Genomic DNA, 17593 nt, shown 5'->3' on the forward strand with positions numbered 1-17593 from the left:
CGTCGTCGGCGAGGACACCGAGCTGATCGAGAAGCTCGGCGGCAACGACCCCTGCCCCTGTGGTTCCGGGCGCCGCTTTCAAGCGCTGCTGCCGCCCCCACGGCCGCTTCGACGACACCCTCGGCCACTACTACATCCGCGACTGACGCCCCACCCACCCCACCCGCCCGATGCCACATGTGGAGCGCATGTGGCGCTGGGAGTCGAATGTGGCGCGCACATGTGGCGGTCGAAGGTTGGCACCGGGGCCGTCGGCGTTGCGCGGCAAGGAGTCAGGCCTGCTTCGTGAGTGGAGCCAGAAGATACGGCGCCGTCCTGACTGGTGTTCAGGGACACCATCCCGGTCGATGTTCGGGTCTATCAGGACGAGACCTGACACGGCGCGGCCCGGCCGAGAGCCGGCACCCATGTGCCGGAAGTCGACACATGGGTGCCGGAGAGCGGGACTCGCGGTTGGTGGCTACCAGGGGAGCGGGCCGTTGGCGTCGAAGTAGCCGCCGGTGGGGCCGTCGGGGCCGAGGAGGGCGAGGCCGATGATGACGCGGGCGCCGTCCTCGACGGACTGGGTGCCGGTGTTGTGGTTGAGGTCGGTCCTGGTGAAACCGGGCTCGACGGAGTTGATGCGCATGGACGGGAAGGCCTTGGCGTACTGGATGGTGATCATGTTGAGGGCGGCCTTGGAGGTCGGGTAGGCGACGCCGGGGTAGCCGTAGGCCTGGAAGTCGGGGGAGCTGACGTGGGTCAGGGACGCGAGCCCGCTGCTGACGTTGACCACGACGGGCGAGGCGGACCGCTGCAGCAGGGGAAGGAAGGCGTGCAGCACCCGGACGGGGCCGACGACGTTGGTGTCCAGGGTGGTCCGCATGACCTCGCCGGTGTGGTCGCCGGTGGCCAGCACGCCGTCCGGACCCATCTCGACCTGGACGCCGGCGTTGTTGACCAGCACGTCGAGGCCGCCGCCCGCGGCGACGGTGTCCGCCGCGGCGGCTACGGAGGCGTCGTCGGTGACGTCGAGCTGCACGAACACGGCCCCGACCTCGGCGGCGGCCCGGCGGCCACGGTCGGCGTCCCGGCTGCCGAGCCAGACCTGGTGGCCGGCGGCGGCGAGCTGGCGGGCGGTCTCAAGCCCGAGACCCTTGTTCGCTCCGGTGATCAGGATTGCCGTCATGATCGCCCACCGTAGGCCCTGGAGTGCGGTCCAGGTCAACGGCGCGACGCCGGTAGTCGCGGTCCAGCCACAGCTGCGCGCCCAGCAGCGGCAGGGTCCAGCCGAGCCACGACGACAGGCCGGCGGTGGTGATCAGCAGCGCGAGGTTGTCGCTGGGGAAGCTGGGCGTCAGCGTGATCACGAGGACGACCACCCAGATGCGGTTGGTCGCGATGGAGCAGGCCAGCACGAAGCTGCGGATCATCCACCGCCGGTGGGCGGCGAAGTCCTTGCGTCGTGCGGCGAGCAATCCGGCCAGGGACGTCGCGATCCACAGCGTGGCCAACACGGTGCTGCTGGCCCGGGCGACCGGCCCGTACGGCGTGTTGGTGGCCAGGTAGAGCGCCATGATCCCGGCGACGATGCACAGCCCGACGTAGACGCGCCCGGTGATGCGGTGCACGCGTGGGTGACGGGCGCGCAGCCACGGCCACACCTGGAGGCAGCCGGCCAGCAGGGCGCTGCAGCCGAGAATGACGTGCGCGGTGAGGACCGGGAAATAGGCCGCCAGCTGGGGCTCGGGCTGGATGCGCGACTGCGTAGGGTCACCGGTGAAGTAGGGCGGGATCTCGAAGGCTACGAAGGCGACAGCCAAGATCATCAGGACAAACGGCCATCGGCGACCGCGAGCGTATGCCATACGCGGAGCGTAGCAAGTACGCTTCGTTACGATGTCGCTCGTGGATCAGTTGCCGCGCACGCTGCGTGTGCTGTGGGACCTGGAGCCGAAGCCGACCAGGTCGACCGGCCCGGCCCTCAGTCGGGAGCGGATCGTGCGCGCCGCCATCGAGCTCGTCGACGAACAGGGCATGGACGCGCTGTCCATGGCCCGGCTCGCCGAGCGGCTCGGCTGCGCCACGATGTCCCTCTACCGGCACGTGGCCAGCAAGGACGAGCTCCAGGCGGTGATGCTGGACGCCGGCCTGGCGGAGCCCCCGCGACAGGACGACCCGAACGACGGCTGGCGGGCCGGCCTGGAGACATGGGCGCGCACGCTGCTCGCGGTGTACCGGCGGCATCCCTGGATGCCTCGCATGGAGATCACCGGCCCGCCGCTCTCGCCGGGGCAGCTCGGCTGGCTGGAGGCCGGCCTGGTCCTGCTGCACGACACGGCGTTGCAGCCGATCGAGCGCATGTCGGTGATGCTGCTGGTGGCGGGCTACGTGCGCACCGAGGCCACGATGGCCATCGTCGGCGACGAGGTGCGCCGCGACGTCGGCCCGGACAGCGCGCGGGAGACGGTCGAGCAGGTGGCGAGGCTGATCGACCCGCAGCGGTTCCCGGCCCTGTCCGAGATCGTCGAGTCGGGCGCGTTCACGTCGGCGCCGTTCGACTTCGACCACTTCACCTACGGCCTGCGACTGATCCTGGACGCCATCGCCGTGCGGGCGAATCATCAGATGACTGGCCCCTAGAGGACCGTGAATCGCCGGTTGTAACCGATGTAAACGTTCTTGACATCGGATGTCTAGCTCCCTAGCGTGGTGACGCCGCCGCTCGTGACCCTGCACTGCGACTTGGCGAAAGGCGCTGGTCATGAGGCACTTACGGCTGGCTTTGGGCTTGGCTGCGGCGGTTGTGACGACCGCGGGCCTGGCCGTGCCGGCAACCGCCGCACCCGACACCGCTTTCTACGCCGCCCCCGGCGGCTTCGGCAGAACCTGCGTGAAACACCAGCCCTGCACCCTGGAGACGGCCCTCGACCGCCTGCACAGCGGCTCCGTCCTCTACCTGCGCGGCGGCACCTACCGCCTGTCCCGGACCATCGAGCTGAACCAGAGCAACGTCTCCATCCGGGCCTACCCCGGCGAGACGCCCGTCCTGACCGGCGCCAGGCGGATCACCGGCTTCACCCTGTCCGATCCGGCCAAGAACATCTACGTCGCCCGGGTGCCGCGCGGCACCGACACGCGGCAGCTGTTCGTCGATGGCGCACGGGCAGAGCGGGCCCGCACCGCCCTGAACTCGGCGACCTTCACCGCGACGGCGACCGGGTTCACCACCCCGGATCCGTCCTTGGCCAAGGTGACCAACCAGGGTGATGTGGAGGTGGTGCAGGAGAACAAGTGGAAGCACATGCGCTGCCCGCTCTCCTCGATCACCGCCGCGGGAACCGGGTCCGCGCTGACCGTGCAGCCGGACTGCTGGCAGGACAACAACGTCTCCGTGATCAACAGCCAGTTCCCGTTCAACGGCAACGGGTTGCCCAAGCTGGACGGCGTCAGCTGGCTGGAGAACGCCTACCAGTTCCTGACCGAGCCGGGCCAGTGGTACCTCGACCGCGGTGCCGGCAAGCTCTACTACATGCCGTTGCCCGGGCAGAACATCGCCCAGGCCGACGTCGAACTTCCCCTGCTGGACACGCTCGTCGAGGCCAGCGGCACGCCCGGCCACATCGCCCCGGTCGACGACTCCGCCGGCACGTACTCCGGCGCTTGGACCAACTCGACCGGCCGGCAGCTCGGCGACTTCCAGGACGGCGTGCACGCCACCCAGGCCGCCGGCGCCTCGATCAGCTACACCTTCACCGGCGCGGGGCTCGACGTTCTCGGCGAGACCACCGCCGACGGCGGCGCGTTCACCGTCACCGTGGACGGAAAGCGTGACCCCGCGGCACATTCCTCGCACGGCGACGTCCGCCTGGCCCAGCAGGTGCTCTACTCGGCGCGGAATCTCCACCCCGGACGCCACACCGTCACCCTGACCAACGCCGGGCCGAACCTCCTGGTCGACGCGTTCGCCGTCACACCGCAAGCGGTCCGCCCGGTGCACGACGTGTCCGTCTCCGGGCTGACCTTCACCGGCACCACCTGGACGCTGCCCTCGCACGTCGGCTACATCGACAACCAGGCCGGCGTCCAGTGGGCGGTCAAGGCCCCGCACGCGCCGCTGCGCCCGCCGGCCGCGCTGGAATTCCACCGTGGCAAGAACATCAGCGTCACCGGCAACACCTTCACCCACCTCGGCGACGTCGGCGTCGCCTTCACCGACGGCACCCAGGACTCGTCCATCACCCGCAACCTCATCACCGACACCAGCGCCGGGGGAGTGGCCGTCGGCGAGGTCGACGACTACTACCTCAGCGATCCGTCGCGGATGACGCTCGACACCACCATCGCCGACAACACCATCACCACCGTGGGGCGGGACTACCACGACGCCGTCGGCATCTGGGTGGGGCACGGCCGGCAGACCGTCATCGACCACAACGAGATCGCCCACACCCCGTACTCCGGGATCTCGCTCGGCTGGGGCTGGGGTTGGGCGTCGCCGTGCGAGCTCCAGGCCAAGCAGGGGCTGGCCGTCTGCCGGCGGGGCACCATCTACTCCGGCGACAACCACATCCTCGGCAACAACATCCACGACGTCATGCGCACCCTGCTCGACGGCGGGCCCATCTACACGCTCGGCGGCCAGGACCCCAAGGCCCCCAGCACCGTCGTCGGCAACTGGGTGCACGACGCCCCGCACAACAACAACATGCTCTACCACGACGAGGGCAGTTCCTACTGGGACACCCACGACAACGTGGTCAGCAACCAGACCGGCCGGTGGGTCGGCATGTGGACGCCGACCATCCACGACATCGCGATCCACGACAACTTCACTGACAACACCGTGGTGAAGAATCTCGGCACCAACGTGGTCATCACCAACACGACGGTGGTCACGGACGGCAACTGGCCGCCCGCGGCGAAGGCCGTCATGGCGGCCTCAGGCCCGCGGATCTAGCAGCCCCCGAAATCAGTCCAACCAGACCAACCGGGGAAGCCCGGTCGGCCGAGGTCGGCCAAGATCACGACGACCGGGGTGCCGAGATTCGGGGTCCAGGCTTGAACCGGGGCTGCCCGACAACAACAGTGCGGTCGCCGGGCCTCGACGGTGGAAAGGTCCGGCGACCGCGGCTCAAGCCCCAGAACCGCGGGTGGTCCGGCCGGCCGCGCGGCCCGGCCGGACCCCGAATCAAGCGGTGATCATTGATAGGCGACTACCAAGGGCTGGCCGGTCGACTGCGTGGGAGTGGTGACGGTGACGGTTCGCCGGGCGCTGTCCCACGTCCACGTGCTGACCGACTGGCCGTTGACCGTCACCGACGTGGGCGCCGACGCGTTTGTGAAGGCGACGGTCCACTGGCGTTGCGTTACCTGACCGGGGAAGGTCCCGACAGCCGGCCCGACGCGCACTTCGTGCCGGCTGTCGGAGTACTGGATGGGGGTGGACGAGCTCCGCGAGGCATCGGTGCCGTTGTCCTCGTACAGAGCGGTCGAGCCGTTGGCGCCGGCGGCGACTGTGACGGTGGCACGGGCCAACGGGTTCTGCACGTCATTGGCGACGTTCGCGGACCGGGTGGTCATGATGCCGCCGGAGCGCAGGAACACCGGCATGGTGCCGAGATCGGTGGTCACGGACTGAGTCGTGCCGCCGGCATAGGTCTTGCCGGTGAAGTAGTCGGTCCAGCTGTTGCCGGGCGGGAACCAGACGGAGGTCGTGGCCGAGCTGCCCGGCGTCGTCACGGGGGCGACGAGCACATCGGGCCCGTACAGGTACTCCCCGCCGGACTGGGCGTAGGCGTCCTGCGAATCGGGGTACTGGAGGTACAGCGGCCGAACGACGGGAACGCCGGTCGCGGAAGCCTGCTGCGCCAGGGTGTACGTGTACGGCAGGAGGTTCTCACGCAGGTTGAGGAACTTCTCGGCGGAGTTCTTGGCGTCCGTCCCGTACTGCCACGGCAGACGGTCGCTGTGGTTGCCGTGCAAGCGGTCGATGGGCTGGAACGTCCCGAGCTGCACCCACCGGGCGTAGAGGTCGTCGGCCTCCCGCGTGCTGCCGGGCTCCGCGCCGGCGGCCTGGGTGCCGTCGTTGTTGAAGCCGCCGATGTCGTGGCTGACCGCGGACAGCCCGGTGGACGCCGATTCCCCTGGCGTGTAGCCGACTTCCCACTTCAGCACGGTCCAGTTGGAGGTGGTGTCGCCGGTGAAGTGCACGGTGGAGCGCTTGTCGGCCCACGGCCCGGTCGGCAGCCCGGCCTGTCCGCTGTAGCCGCCGGCCTGGAGCGACCCGTACGCCCGTGAGAAGGCGAAACCGCGGCCGATCGTCTTGTTGCTGTCGGTGGCGTACTGCTGGTTGATCCACGCGTCCGGCGTGACACCCGGCAGCGACGAGAAGGAGTTGTCGCAGCACCAGTCCAGCCACCAGAAGTCCGCGCCCTGTCCCTCCATCGTCTGGTGCAGGTCGAAGTACGCCTTGAGCTGGTCGGCCTTGCCCCAGTCGAAGACGTAGTTGTCGCCCGACTTGGCCAGTCCGTTGTGGGCGGTGGCCTGCGCCTGCGCGTACTGGGTGTCGTCGGGCACGATGCTGGAGTGGATGTTCAGCGTGTTGTGCAGGCCCTGCGCCGCCGACCAGTCGAAGAACGCCTTGGGGTCGGGGAACTTCGACGTGTCGAACTCCCAACCGTCCCAAGTGGACGGTGACTTGAAGTCGGTGTCGGTCACCAGCACGTCGAGCGGCACGCCGTCGGCCCGGAACTTGGGCAGGATGGTGTTCTCGTACTGGGCGGCGGTCCGGTCGTAGTACTCGGAGTACCAGACGCCGTAGGCCCAGCGGGGGAGGAGCTTCGAGGGCCCGGTCAGCTTGGCCAGGTCGGCCAGCCCCCGTTGGTAGTCGTGCCCGTAACCGAAGACGTAGCCGTCCTGGTAGGGCAGGCCGCCGTGCGCGGGGCGCTGGGTGACGGCGCCGTTGGCGTAGAGGGCCGAGGTGGTGTCGTCGAGCAGGCTCCAGCCGTCCTGGTAGAGCAGACCCGGTGTGGTCACGGCGTATCCGTTCACGCCGTCGAGACCACGCCGGTAGCCGCCCAGGGGAGCGTGCGGGGCCAGCAGCGGCGAGCCGTTGGCCACCACGGCGACGGTGTCGATGTTCAGTTGGCAGCTCGAATCATCCGGGCAGCCGATGGTCACGTCATTGGCGCCGGCGCCGAGCGTCACCGGCGTGGCGATGGTCCGCCAGGCGTCCCAGCTGCTCGTCGTCGGCAACGACACCGAGGCGCCCTGCACGGAGACCGGCCGCGCGGCCGACTGGGCGTTGGAGTACCGCAGCTGCAACGAGTACGTGCCGGCGGCGGGCACGCCCGTGACGTGGATCTTGTCGCTGGCCCCGGTGCCCAGCCCGGCGACGAAGCCTGCCCCGGAGTAGTCGTTGTGGTCGGTGGCCGCCGCGGCGGAGCCGCCCAGCGTGCCGCCTTCGGCCTCGCAGACGCCGCCGTACGGGCAGTTGCTGGCAGCCGGCGGGGGCGGAGCGGGGTAGCCGGAGCCCGGCGTCACCAGGGCCAGGCTGTCGATGTTGACGTTGCCGGAGTCGTTGGCGCCACGGGAGATGGCCACGGTGTGGGTGCCGGCCGTGAGCGTGAACGTGGTCGACGCCAGCGCCCAGGTGTTCCAGTCGGCGGTCGTCGGCAGCGTCAACCCGTGCGAGACGCCGTCAGCCGAGGCGGTCAAGGTCCGGGTGACGTTCTGCCCGTCGCCGCCGGTGGAGTTGGCGTAGCGGGCGTCGAGTTGATAGCTGCCGTCAGCCGGCACCGTGACCTGGAACGACACCGAGTTGCCACTGCCCTGGAAGCCCGCGGCGAAGCCTCGGCCCGTGTAGCCGGTGTGGTCGCTGGCCACCGCGATGCCGTTCAGCGTGAGGTTCTCCGCCTCGCACAGCACGCCGGGGGAGCAGGCCGGCACGATCCACGGCCGCGCGGTCACGTTCTGCGCGCCGGCCTTCTCCTGCACCTGGAGGTTGTCGGTGTTGAACGCGCCCGAGCCGACCTTGTACCGCAGCGTCAAGGCGCTTGTCTGGATGGTCAGCCAGCCGTCCGCGGTGGTCGACGTGAACGGGGGAGCGGTGAACGAGTCCCGCCCGATCGCGTTGAAGGTCGGCGCGTCCACGAAGTGCGCGTCGCCGGCGTACTCGGTGCGGACCAGCGTCGGCGACAACACCTCGAATCGGGCGTTTCCCGAGGTCACGGCATGTGGGTGCACGGCGGCCGTGGCCGGCGTCTGCACGGTGGCGACGGCCATGAGCAGGGCCGCGGTCAGGGCGAGTCGGCGCAAGGTCACTCCTCGGCAGCAGGGTTCGAGGTGACGCTGCAGTCCGGTCTACGGCCTCCGCACAACGTTGTAAAGCATTCTGTCCGGCATGGACAGGAAGCTGACGCGGGGGAAATGTCAGGGACGTCCCGATGTCCGCGCCAGCTGCGACGGTGCCGGTCAGAGGTGCTGATCAGGAGGAACGAGCTGGGCGTCCGGCGTCGGAAGCACGGGCTCCAGCGGTGTCTCGGGCCACGCCTGCGGTGCCGGGCCGAACGCGCGCCGGGCGGCCCGGACGGCCAGGGCACCGACGGTGGCGTTGGCCCCGCCGCCGATCACCGCGCCGATGCCGAACGGGACCACCCGGCCGAGCACGATGATCCCCTGCTTGGTGCCGTACTTGGTCACGAAGTTCCTGCCGAGGACCTTGTTGATCTGTTTCAGCGTCGACATGGGCACTTTGCTGACGAGCTGACGGGCCCAGTGCTGACCGGTGCGCTCAGCGGCCTTGCCGATGGTCGTGGAGCCGGACTCGCCGAGCAGAACCCCCATGACGAGCGTGCGGCGGCGTTCGATCTCGTCCAGCTGGACCCCGTGGACCTCGGCGAGCGAGAGCACGAACAGGGTGCTCAGCTCGAACGAGGAGAACATCTCGCCCGCCGACAGCGCCAGCGCGATCCCGGTGCCGACGGCGGGCGCGGCCGCAGTGGCCCCGACCGCGGCTCCCGTTCCCGCCAGGGCGCTGACGTACATCCGCTCCAGGGTGCGGACGACCTCCGCCGGTGTCGCCTCCGGGTTGCGCTGGCGGGCACGGGCGATGTTCTTGCGGACCAGCGGTGTCTGCACGCCGATGGCCTTGTCCAGCAAGTGGAGAATCGCCTGGCCCCGTCCGCTCGATGCCGGGACCGGGCCTTCCAGGGCGTCAGAGGTCACACCGAGCTCCTTGAGTCGTCACGTTCTATGCCTGAGCGGCCCGACAGCCGGACTCAGCCCCTCTGTCATCGATCGACTCCGCGAGGTGTTACCCGCGGCTCGTGATGCCCGTGAAGTACAAGTCACTATGACTTCAGTGACGACTAAAGAATAGCCATCAAACCCACAACCAAGAACCACCCCGCCCCGACGGCATGAGCTTCCCGAAGATCGGGACGGCGGCCCGGCGGTGGTAGGAATGGCTGGTGAGCGAGCACCGGAGCACGGACATGGACGGCCTGCGGCTGGCCGAGCGCGAAGCGGTCGAGCTGGCCAGTGAGCTGATCCAGATCGACACCACCAACACCGGGGATCCCGCGACGCTGGTGGGGGAGCGGGCGGCCGCCGAGTACGTGGCCGGCAAGCTCGCCGAGGTCGGCTACGAGACGACCTACGTGGAGTCGGGGGACCAGGGCCCGGGCCGTGGCAACGTGGTGGTGCGGCTGGCCGGCGCGGACCGCAGCCGGGGAGCGCTGCTGGTCCACGGCCACCTGGACGTGGTGCCGGCGGAGGCGTCGGACTGGTCGGTGCACCCGTTCTCGGGCGCGGTCCAGGACGGCTACGTGTGGGGCCGAGGCGCGGTGGACATGAAGGACATGGTGGCGATGAGCCTGGCGGTCGCCCGCCGGCTCAAGCGGGACGGCATCACCCCGCGGCGGGACATCGTCTTCGCCTTCCTGGCCGACGAGGAGGCGGGCGGCCAGCAGGGCGCCAGCTGGCTGGTGGACCACCGGCCGGAGCTGTTCGAGGGCTGCACCGAGGCGATCAGCGAGGTCGGCGGCTATTCGATCACGCTCAAGGACGGCGTCCGGGCGTACCTGGTGGAGACGGCCGAGAAGGGCATCGCCTGGCTGAAGCTGCGGGTCCGCGGCCGCGCCGGGCACGGCTCGATGGTGCACGAGGACAACGCCGTCACGAAGCTGGCCGAGGCCGTGGCGCGGCTGGGCCGGCACCGGTTCCCGTTGGTGCTGACCGACTCCGTGCGGGAGTTCCTGGCCGGCGTCACCGAGCTGACCGGCATCGAGTTCCCCGAGGACGACCTGGACGGCGCGATCGCCAAGCTGGGCGGCATCTCCCGGATCGTCGGCGCCACCCTCCGCGACACCGCCAACCCGACGATGCTCACCGCCGGCTACAAGGCCAACGTCATCCCGTCGATCGCCGAGGCCAGCGTCGACTGCCGCATCCTGCCCGGCCGGGAGGAGGCGTTCCAGCGGGAGCTGGCCGAGATCCTCGGCCCCGACATCGAGCGGGAGTGGCTGAGCCTGCCGCCCGTGGAGACGACCTTCGACGGGGCCATCGTCGACCACATGCACCGCTCGATCCTGGCCGAGGACCCCGAGGCCAAGCTGTTGCCGTACATGTTGTCGGCCGGCACCGACGCCAAGTCCTTCCAGCGCCTGGGGATCCGCAACTTCGGCTTCTCGCCGCTCAAGCTGCCCGAGGACCTGGACTTCACCGCGCTGTTCCACGGCGTGGACGAGCGGGTGCCGGTCGAGGCCCTGGAGTTCGGCACCCGGGTCCTGGACCGCTTCATCCAGGAGGCGTAGGGACTGTTCGAGACGTGAGCGCAAGACACGTTTCGAATTTGCCGCCATTGTCGACCGGTTATGTGGTCTATCGGTCGTGCGGGTAACGCTGCCTTCATCAACGATCGCGCGCCGGGGGAGTGGCGGAATGTCGGCGTACGGTGGCGTTGTTCCCGCCTCCGGAGAAAAGGGTGACAAATGATTCGGAAAATGGTGGCCGCCGCCGCGCTCGCCGGGCTCATGACCGGCGGTGCGCTCGTATCCGCAGGCACGGCCTCTGCCGCCAAGCCCCCCAAGTTCATCGGCACATACAGCCGTGCCGGCTGCATCGCGACCGCGTCCTATCTCAACCTCCATGCCACGCCGCCCATCGACTACTACTGCGTGAATCGCCCAGGCGGTCGGTCCGACCTGTATCGCAGTCAGGTCTGAATACGCCATAGATAGTACCACTATAGTTTCAGTGACGACTAAAAACACTAATCCTAACCATGCACAAGCCAAAGGCCAGCCAAGACAAGCCCGTAGTCGTCGCCGTGTGCGGGTGTCCAGGCACCGGGAAGACCACGGTTGCCCGAGCAGTGGCGCACCGCCTCGGTGTGCCACTGCTCATCCGTGACGAGATCAAGGCCGGTCTGGGGCTGTCCTCGGCATCCGTCGGCACGGAGGGCATTCAGTTCCCCGAGGACTTCCACATCGCGGGCGGTCCGGTGAGTGTCAGGGCCGAGGCAGTGATGATCGATCTGGCCACGAAGCTCGCCGGGGCGGGGGTGAGCTTCGTGGCCGAGTCGTCGGTGCTGTCCGGTCAGCTGGTGGACGGGCTGCGCGCCGCCGACGCCAGGGTGTTGGCGGTGCACGTCGTCGCCGACGAAGCGGTCATCGCCCAGCGGCTGAGAACCAGGGGCGCAGCCGTCGACGCACAGTTGGCGGAGCTGTTCCGGCGGGGCGAGATGCCGGCCTCGCTCTTCGAGCCGCCGGCCGGCGTCGACGCTGTCGTCAAGATCGACACATCGGAGGCGGGTCCGCCGACGGTGGAGGAGGTCGAGGCGGCGGTCCTCGCCCTGTTGGCCGTCAGAAGGTGATGTCCGCGAAAAGGGTTCAGGACCAGATGCGGTCCAGGTCCTCGGCGTAGAGGCGGATGGCCCGTTGGTAGCGCTGGATCTCCGGGTCGGAGCTGGTGTCGACGAGGAGGTCAAGCAGCCCGGCGATGGCCTGCTTGGCGTCGCCGAGGTTGTAGCGGGCCATGGCGAGGAAGACGGCCAGGGCGCGGTCGGCGGGGTATTCGAGGGCGCCGGCGGACAGCACGTTCACGGCTTCGGCGTACTGGCCGAGGGTGCGGTAGGTGCTGCCGAGGCCCAGTGTCGCGCCGCGGCGCTCGACGGCGGTGAGGCCGTCGCCGTCGAGCGCCTGGACGTAGAAGGGGACGGCTTCGCGCTCCAGGCCGAGGGCGTCGTGCACCCAGGCGGTCTGGTAGGCGACGCGGGCGTCGTCGGGGGCGGCCGCCGACAGCTCCAGGAGCAGGTCCCGGGCCTCGTCGAGGGCTCCGGACTCCCGCAGCGACACGGCCCGGGCGAGTTCAGCTTCGATCACACGGTGACCTTCTCACGCCGGCCGGTCAGCAGGGCGCGTTCGGCGGCGGTCCAGGCGGTGGTGGTGAGCAGGTAGAGCCCGGCGGCCAGTGGCACGAACATGGCGAACGCGATCGAGGCGTACGGCAGGATCCGGAGGTACGTGGGGCCGGTCATGCAGACGGCGGCAATGGTCGGCGAGCTGATGAAGACGGTGCCGAGGGGCGTGCCGAGCAGGGTGTGGGTGAGCAGCTGGTTGGGCTGTCCGGCGACGGTGGGCGACAGGAACAGCCGGTACATGACGGAGAAGATCGGCAGCTGGATGAGCATGGGCAGGCAGCCGGCGAACATGCCCTTGCCCTCGCCGCCGTAGAAGGTGGCGAGTTCCTGGTTGAGGCGTTCGGGGTTGTCGCGGTGCTTGTCCTGGATGTCCTTGAGTTTGGGCATGATCTCGGCGCGGGCCTTCTCGCCGCGGATCTGGATGCGGGCCAGGGGGTGCAGGCCGAGGCGGATGATCAGGACGAACGCGACGATGGCGCCGGCGGTGCCGGTGAGCGGCGCGAGGAACGCGACCAGGTGGTAGGCGGCCGTGATGAACGGGTCGAGAAAGGACAGCATGGGGGAGCCCTTCAGCGGAGGGTGGGAAAAGGGGTGCCTGAGGTGGGGTCAGGCGGCTGAAGGTGCTCGTGACCGGGTGTGTCCGGCCGCGTCGGGGTCCTGTTGGCGCAGGACGCGGCGGCTGCGGGCCTGCTCGCGGGTGGCGAGGCCGACGGTGCGCGGGATGGCGTGGTCGGCGTGGCGGGTGGAGCAGAGGTGGATGGCCAGTGCGGCGACGAGGACGCCGGCGAACAGGATGAGGCCGGCGAGGCCGGGGCCGACGGTCATGAGGGTGGCGAACGCGGTGACGAGGTCGTGCACGTTCCACCCCCGGATCTGTCTCGGTCCTGCCTTGAGCGTACGACATCGGTCGCAGGTGTCATGACTACATGACACGATTCACGAATGGATGAAGTCTTCCCGCTGGAAGACGGAGTCGGGCTGAACGTGGTTCGGTCCGGTGCTCCGGACGCACCGGTGACCGTGGTGTTGGCTCACGGTTACGCGTTGGACCACCGCAGTTGGCATCGGGTGGTCCCGGAGTTGGCGCATGACGAGGTGCAGGTGGTGGCCTATGACCATCGTGGTCACGGGCAGTCGGGGCCGGCGACGCCGGAGACCGCGTCGATCGAGCAGCTGGGTGATGATCTGGCCGAGTTGATCGAGCGTGGGGTGGACTCCGAGCGGGTGGTCGTGGTCGGTCATTCGATGGGTGGCATGGCGGCGATGGCGTTGGTGGAGCGGCATCCGCGGCTGTCCGCTCAGCGGGTGTCGGGGCTGGTGTTCCTGTCGACGGCCGTGGGACGCCGGGGTGAGACGTCGTTGGCGTGGCCGCAGGCGGTCGGCAAGCTCGTGGAGGAGTTGGAGAAGGTCTTCGGGCCGGTGGTGCGGCATATTCGCGGTCGGATCGAGCCGGCCAAGGCCGCCGGGCTGAAGTGGTGGCTGTTCGGGGACGACCCGGACGAGGCGGATGCGGCGTTGACGGCGGAGATGGTGGCCGAGCACTGGCCGGCCACGGTGGCGTTGTTCCGTCCGGCCTTCGACCGGTATGACCGGGAGGCGGCGTTGACGGTGGCGGCTCGGGTGCCGGTGGTGGCCGCGGTGGGTGAGCGGGACCGGTTGTGTCCGTCTTCGAACGCGCAGGCGTTGGTGAAGGCGGTGGGGTCCGGGGACGCGGTTGTGCTGCCGGGCGCCGGGCACATGGTGCCGTTGGAGCGTCCCGCCGAGGTGGTTCGGTTGGTACGCGGTCTGGTTACGTGATCGGGCCGGGTGCGAGGGAGGCGGCTCTGCGCTTGCGGCGGAGCCAGACCTTGCGGGTGCCGTCGCCGTAGAGCAGGACGCGGGCGAGTTCCCAGCCGGCGAACTCGGCGTGGATGGCGAGTTGGGTGGCGGCGGTGCGGCGGGAGACGGCGGGCGGCAGTCGCAGGCCGCGGTACTCCCAGTCGCCGTCGACCACCTCGTTGGTGGCTGCTGTCATGGGTTGATCACCTGTACTCCTGCGCCGTCGGCGGACGCGACGAGGACGCGTCCGGTGCTGGGGTCGACCGCCACCGAGTTGGGTTGGCGGACGCTGGGGACGCGGTGGCGCTCGACGGGTTCGCCGCCGGCGACGTCGTAGGCGACGACCTGGTTGACCGCGGTGAGGGTGATCCAGGCGAGGTCGCGCTGGGGGTCGTAGGCGATGCCGTAGGGGGCGCCGGCGACGGGGTAGCGCTGGAGTTCGACGAGGGTGTCGGGTTTGTAGACGAGGAGTTCGCCGCCGCGGCTGTCGGTGACGAGGACCCGGCCGTACTTGTCGGTGACGGCGTTGGTGGCGCCGTCGCCGGCGCGTAGGCCGGCGCCGACGGTGCCGGCGGCGGGGTCGAGGTCGAAGACGGCGGTGCGGAGGCGGTCGAGGACGACGGCTTTGCCGTCGTCGACGGGGAGGGCCTGGTCGGCGCTGGCGAGGCCGGTGATGGTGCGGTCGGTCTTGTCGCCGGTCATGACCGCGACGGATTTGGTGTCGTGGAGGGCGACGAGGGTCTGGTTGCCCTTGGTGTTGGCGGCGACGGGTCCGCCGGGGAGTGTGATCTTGTCCACGGCGCCGGTGGGCAGGGTGATGCGCAGGAGCTGGTTGGCCGTGCGGACGGGGGCGAGGACGATGTCGCCGGTGGTGCTGAGGTTGTCGACTCGGCCGGGCAGGTCGATGGTCTTGGGAGGGGCATCGATGCTGGTCAGGTCGTAGAGGCGGAGCGCGGGCGGGTTGTCGACGGCGACCGCGGCGGTGTGCTGTGCGGTGTCGACGGCGATGGCCGTGGCGTTCTGGCTCAGGGGCAGGACGGTGCCGGCGGGGTCCTTCGCGGGCGACGGCGAGTCGGCCGGTGTCGCGGCGGTGACGGTGTCGGCGATCTGGAGGTCGTCCCCCGTGTTGTTGCCGGTCGAACAGCCCGCGACCAGGGTTGTTCCGGCGATCAGGACGACGGCGAGCCGGCGCAACGGGTGCCTCCTTGTGCTGTGCTGTCTCCAGCATCCCCGACCGGCGCGTTGTGGTCACGTGGGGGTCACTTGCGTGTCATGTACGACACCCGGTCAGCCGAGCGGCCGTTCGGGATAGCCGAGTTCGATATCGCTCACGTCGTCGAGGGCGGCGCGGATGGCCGGCGGGAGGTCGAGGTCTTCGCTGGCGAGGCTGGCGTGCAGCTGCGCTGTGTCCCTCGCGCCGACGACCGGGGCGACGACTCCGGGGCGGTCGCGGACCCAGGCCAGGGCGACGGCGAGGGGAGTGGTGCCCAGTCCGTCGGCGGCGGTGACGACGGCCTGCACGATGCGGGCCGCGCGTTCGCTGCGGTGGTGTTCGACGTAGGGGGCGTAGTGCGGGGATGCGCCGCGGCTGTCCGACGGGGTGGCGTTGCGGTATTTGCCGGTGAGCACGCCGCGTCCGATGGGGGCCCAGCACAGGGTGCCGAGGCCGTGGTGTTTGGCGGCCGGCAGGACTTCGCGTTCGACGCCGCGTTCGAGCAGGGAGTACTCGACCTGGGTGGACACCAGGGGGAAGGGGCTGGTGGCGGCGGCGGTGGCCAGTTGCCAGCCGGTGTAGTTGGAGATGCCGGCGTAGCGGATCTTGCCGGCGCGGGCGGCGGCATCGACGGCGCTGAGGGTTTCCTCCAGCGGGACGGAGTTGTCCCAGGCGTGCAGCTGCCAGAGGTCGATGTGGTCGACGGCGAGTCGGCGCAGGGAGCCGTCGAGGGCGGTGAGCAGGGCGCCGCGGCTGGCGCCGCCGCCGAAGGGGCCGTCGTCGCGGCGGGCGACGGCTTTGGTGGCGATGATGATGTCGTCGCGTTCGACGACGTCGCCCACGAGGGCGCCGAGGATCTCTTCGGCGTCGGGGTGGACGTCGGCGGTGTCGACGAGGGTGCCGCCGGCCTCGATGTAGGCGGTGAGCTGCCTGGTGGCTACTTCGGGCTCGGTGTCCTTGCCCCAGGTCATGGTGCCCAGCGCCAGCCGTGAGACGCGAAGGCCGCTGCGGCCGAGGTGTCTTTGCTGCACGGGTGCGAGCCTATGCCGATCTTGGCCGTTGGGCCTGTTGCCGTAGAGGTTACTGGCGGGTAGGGTCCGGTTCGTGCGACTTGGGCTGAACCTCGGATACTGGGGCGCGGGTAACGACGCCGACAACCTGGAGCTGGCCAGGGAGGCCGAGCGGCTGGGCTTCTCGGTGGTGTGGGCCGCCGAGGCCTACGGCTCCGACGCGCCGACGGTGTTGTCGTGGGTGGCCGCTCACACCTCCACCATCGACGTGGGCAGCGCGATCTTCCAGATCCCGGCTCGCACCCCGGCCATGGCCGCGATGACGGCCGCGACCTTGGACACGTTGTCGGGCGGCCGGTTCCGGCTGGGCCTGGGCGTGTCGGGTCCGCAGGTGTCGGAGGGCTGGCACGGCGTCCGGTTCGACAAGCCGCTGGCGCGCACCCGGGAGTACGTCGACATCGTGAAGTCGGCGTTGAAGCGGGAGAAGCTGCGCTACGAGGGCAAGCACTACACGCTGCCGCTGCCCGACGGGCCGGGCAAGGCGCTGACGCTGACCGTGCACCCGGTGCGGGAGCAGATCCCGATCTACCTGGCCGCGGTGGGCCCGAAGAACCTGGAGCTGACCGGCGAGATCGCCGACGGCTGGCTGGCGGTGTTCTACTCGGCCGAGTTCGCCTCCGAGTCGCTGGCGCAGGTCGCGGCGGGTCGGGCGAAGGTCGGCAAGACCCTTGAGGGGTTCGACGTCGTGCCGACCGCGCCACTGGTGCTCGGCGACGACTGGCAGGCCGCCGCCGACCAGGTGCGGCCGTACGCGGCGCTGTACGTGGGCGGCATGGGCAGCCGGGACAAGAACTTCTACAACAACCTGGCCTGCCGGATGGGCTACGAGGCGCAGGCGGCCGAGGTGCAGGAGAAGTACCTGGCCCGCGACTACGCCGGCGCCATGGCCGCGTTGCCGGTGGAGCTGCTGGACGCCACCTCGCTGCTGGGCCCGGTGGAGCGCATCGCCGACGGCATGCAGGCGTTGGCCGGGGCCGGGGTGACGACGTTGACCGTGTCGCCGATGCACTTCGATCTCGACCTCAACGTGAAGGCGCTGCGCGCGGCGGCGGAGGCGCTGGACAAGTCGGGCGTGGCCTGACCGTAGGC

General features: G+C 69.8%; 18 protein-coding genes. 8 read left to right on the forward strand and 10 right to left on the reverse strand.

Annotation, left to right across the window (positions count from 1 at the left end; translation table 11 throughout):
- Positions 1 to 25: 25 nt before the first annotated feature.
- Positions 26 to 289 (forward strand): SEC-C metal-binding domain-containing protein, encoded by a 264-nt coding sequence (locus AB0M73_RS26120; RefSeq protein ID WP_363895388.1) that lies wholly within the window; start codon positions 26 to 28, stop codon positions 287 to 289.
- Between the two features lie 171 nt (positions 290 to 460).
- Here the strand turns inward: AB0M73_RS26120 and AB0M73_RS26125 are convergent, their stop codons facing one another.
- Both AB0M73_RS26125 and AB0M73_RS26130 read right to left on the reverse strand, forming a co-directional pair.
- Complete coding sequence (locus AB0M73_RS26125) at positions 461 to 1168, reverse strand: SDR family NAD(P)-dependent oxidoreductase (RefSeq protein ID WP_363895241.1); 708 nt, start codon at positions 1166 to 1168, stop codon at positions 461 to 463.
- Positions 1122 to 1808, reverse strand: coding sequence for a DUF2306 domain-containing protein (locus AB0M73_RS26130; RefSeq protein WP_363895244.1), 687 nt, complete (start codon positions 1806 to 1808; stop codon positions 1122 to 1124). Before AB0M73_RS26130 ends, AB0M73_RS26125 begins: the two co-directional genes overlap by 47 nt.
- Positions 1809 to 1878: 70 nt before the next feature.
- Between AB0M73_RS26130 and AB0M73_RS26135 the strand changes: the two genes are divergently transcribed.
- Positions 1879 to 2622 (forward strand): TetR/AcrR family transcriptional regulator, encoded by a 744-nt coding sequence (locus tag AB0M73_RS26135; protein ID WP_363895247.1) that lies wholly within the window; start codon positions 1879 to 1881, stop codon positions 2620 to 2622.
- Positions 2623 to 2743: 121 nt separating this feature from the next.
- A complete protein-coding gene (locus AB0M73_RS26140) occupies positions 2744 to 4939 on the forward strand; it encodes a hypothetical protein (protein WP_363895250.1) in 2196 nt (731 codons plus the stop codon).
- A gap of 242 nt (positions 4940 to 5181) precedes the next feature.
- Here the strand turns inward: AB0M73_RS26140 and AB0M73_RS26145 are convergent, their stop codons facing one another.
- Together AB0M73_RS26145 and AB0M73_RS26150 are read right to left on the reverse strand one after the other, a co-directional pair.
- Positions 5182 to 8298 (reverse strand): TIM-barrel domain-containing protein, encoded by a 3117-nt coding sequence (locus AB0M73_RS26145; RefSeq protein ID WP_363895253.1) that lies wholly within the window; start codon positions 8296 to 8298, stop codon positions 5182 to 5184.
- A 156-nt stretch (positions 8299 to 8454) separates the two neighbouring features.
- Entirely contained in the window at positions 8455 to 9207 is a 753-nt protein-coding gene (locus AB0M73_RS26150) for a hypothetical protein (RefSeq protein ID WP_363895256.1), read from the reverse strand.
- A gap of 269 nt (positions 9208 to 9476) precedes the next feature.
- On the opposite strand from AB0M73_RS26150, the gene AB0M73_RS26155 reads away from it, so the two are divergent.
- The 3 genes from AB0M73_RS26155 to AB0M73_RS26165 all read left to right on the forward strand — a co-directional run bounded on the left by AB0M73_RS26155 (position 9477) and on the right by AB0M73_RS26165 (position 11857).
- Positions 9477 to 10796 (forward strand): M20/M25/M40 family metallo-hydrolase, encoded by a 1320-nt coding sequence (locus AB0M73_RS26155; protein WP_363895391.1) that lies wholly within the window; start codon positions 9477 to 9479, stop codon positions 10794 to 10796.
- 189 nt (positions 10797 to 10985) lie between these two features.
- The gene (locus AB0M73_RS26160; protein WP_363895259.1) at positions 10986 to 11207 is read left to right on the forward strand and encodes a hypothetical protein; all 222 of its coding nucleotides are present in this window, start codon (positions 10986 to 10988) and stop codon (positions 11205 to 11207) included.
- Between the two features lie 59 nt (positions 11208 to 11266).
- Positions 11267 to 11857: an AAA family ATPase gene (locus tag AB0M73_RS26165; RefSeq protein ID WP_363895262.1), complete on the forward strand. Its 591-nt coding sequence runs from the start codon at positions 11267 to 11269 to the stop codon at positions 11855 to 11857.
- 16 nt (positions 11858 to 11873) lie between these two features.
- Here the strand turns inward: AB0M73_RS26165 and AB0M73_RS26170 are convergent, their stop codons facing one another.
- Genes AB0M73_RS26170 through AB0M73_RS26180 form a run of 3 tightly spaced genes read right to left on the reverse strand, consistent with a single transcriptional unit; the run spans position 11874 to position 13261 of the window.
- Entirely contained in the window at positions 11874 to 12365 is a 492-nt protein-coding gene (locus AB0M73_RS26170; RefSeq protein WP_363895265.1) for a tetratricopeptide repeat protein, read from the reverse strand.
- Positions 12362 to 12961 (reverse strand): membrane protein insertase YidC, encoded by a 600-nt coding sequence (gene yidC / locus AB0M73_RS26175; protein ID WP_363895268.1) that lies wholly within the window; start codon positions 12959 to 12961, stop codon positions 12362 to 12364. Before yidC ends, AB0M73_RS26170 begins: the two co-directional genes overlap by 4 nt.
- 48 nt (positions 12962 to 13009) lie before the next feature.
- Positions 13010 to 13261 carry a DUF6412 domain-containing protein gene (locus AB0M73_RS26180; RefSeq protein ID WP_363895271.1) on the reverse strand — a complete coding sequence of 84 codons (252 nt, stop codon included), beginning with the start codon at positions 13259 to 13261 and terminating at the stop codon, positions 13010 to 13012.
- An 84-nt stretch (positions 13262 to 13345) separates the two neighbouring features.
- Here AB0M73_RS26180 and AB0M73_RS26185 point away from each other — a divergent pair, with 84 nt between their 5' ends.
- Positions 13346 to 14200 (forward strand): alpha/beta fold hydrolase, encoded by an 855-nt coding sequence (locus AB0M73_RS26185; protein WP_363895274.1) that lies wholly within the window; start codon positions 13346 to 13348, stop codon positions 14198 to 14200.
- Here the strand turns inward: AB0M73_RS26185 and AB0M73_RS26190 are convergent.
- The 3 genes from AB0M73_RS26190 to AB0M73_RS26200 all read right to left on the reverse strand — a co-directional run bounded on the left by AB0M73_RS26190 (position 14193) and on the right by AB0M73_RS26200 (position 16465).
- Positions 14193 to 14417 (reverse strand): DUF5703 family protein, encoded by a 225-nt coding sequence (locus AB0M73_RS26190; protein WP_363895277.1) that lies wholly within the window; start codon positions 14415 to 14417, stop codon positions 14193 to 14195. The two genes, AB0M73_RS26185 and AB0M73_RS26190, sit on opposite strands and share 8 nt — an antisense overlap.
- Complete coding sequence (locus tag AB0M73_RS26195) at positions 14414 to 15415, reverse strand: hypothetical protein (RefSeq protein WP_363895280.1); 1002 nt, start codon at positions 15413 to 15415, stop codon at positions 14414 to 14416. The genes AB0M73_RS26190 and AB0M73_RS26195 overlap by 4 nt, the downstream gene beginning before the upstream one ends.
- Before the next feature lie 93 nt (positions 15416 to 15508).
- Positions 15509 to 16465, reverse strand: coding sequence for an aldo/keto reductase (locus AB0M73_RS26200; RefSeq protein WP_363895283.1), 957 nt, complete (start codon positions 16463 to 16465; stop codon positions 15509 to 15511).
- Between the two features lie 73 nt (positions 16466 to 16538).
- On the opposite strand from AB0M73_RS26200, the gene AB0M73_RS26205 reads away from it, so the two are divergent.
- Positions 16539 to 17585 (forward strand): LLM class F420-dependent oxidoreductase, encoded by a 1047-nt coding sequence (locus AB0M73_RS26205; protein ID WP_363895286.1) that lies wholly within the window; start codon positions 16539 to 16541, stop codon positions 17583 to 17585.
- Positions 17586 to 17593: the final 8 nt, after the last annotated feature.

Origin of the sequence: Kutzneria sp. NPDC051319 (assembly GCF_040682195.1) — a bacterium.
Taxonomy (GTDB): domain Bacteria; phylum Actinomycetota; class Actinomycetes; order Mycobacteriales; family Pseudonocardiaceae; genus Kutzneria.

What these genes read in the sequence shown, in the direction of transcription:
- AB0M73_RS26125 (WP_363895241.1), bottom strand. Translation starts at nt 1,168, where the DNA reads ATGACGGCAATCCTGATCACCGGAGCGAACAAGGGTCTCGGGCTTGAG.
- AB0M73_RS26130 (WP_363895244.1), bottom strand. Translation starts at nt 1,808, where the DNA reads ATGATCTTGGCTGTCGCCTTCGTAGCCTTCGAGATCCCGCCCTACTTC.
- AB0M73_RS26135 (WP_363895247.1), top strand. Translation starts at nt 1,879, where the DNA reads ATGTCGCTCGTGGATCAGTTGCCGCGCACGCTGCGTGTGCTGTGGGAC.
- AB0M73_RS26140 (WP_363895250.1), top strand. Translation starts at nt 2,744, where the DNA reads ATGAGGCACTTACGGCTGGCTTTGGGCTTGGCTGCGGCGGTTGTGACG.
- AB0M73_RS26155 (WP_363895391.1), top strand. Translation starts at nt 9,477, where the DNA reads ATGGACGGCCTGCGGCTGGCCGAGCGCGAAGCGGTCGAGCTGGCCAGT.
- AB0M73_RS26160 (WP_363895259.1), top strand. Translation starts at nt 10,986, where the DNA reads ATGGTGGCCGCCGCCGCGCTCGCCGGGCTCATGACCGGCGGTGCGCTC.
- AB0M73_RS26165 (WP_363895262.1), top strand. Translation starts at nt 11,267, where the DNA reads ATGCACAAGCCAAAGGCCAGCCAAGACAAGCCCGTAGTCGTCGCCGTG.
- yidC (WP_363895268.1), bottom strand. Translation starts at nt 12,961, where the DNA reads ATGCTGTCCTTTCTCGACCCGTTCATCACGGCCGCCTACCACCTGGTC.
- AB0M73_RS26185 (WP_363895274.1), top strand. Translation starts at nt 13,346, where the DNA reads ATGGATGAAGTCTTCCCGCTGGAAGACGGAGTCGGGCTGAACGTGGTT.
- AB0M73_RS26190 (WP_363895277.1), bottom strand. Translation starts at nt 14,417, where the DNA reads ATGACAGCAGCCACCAACGAGGTGGTCGACGGCGACTGGGAGTACCGC.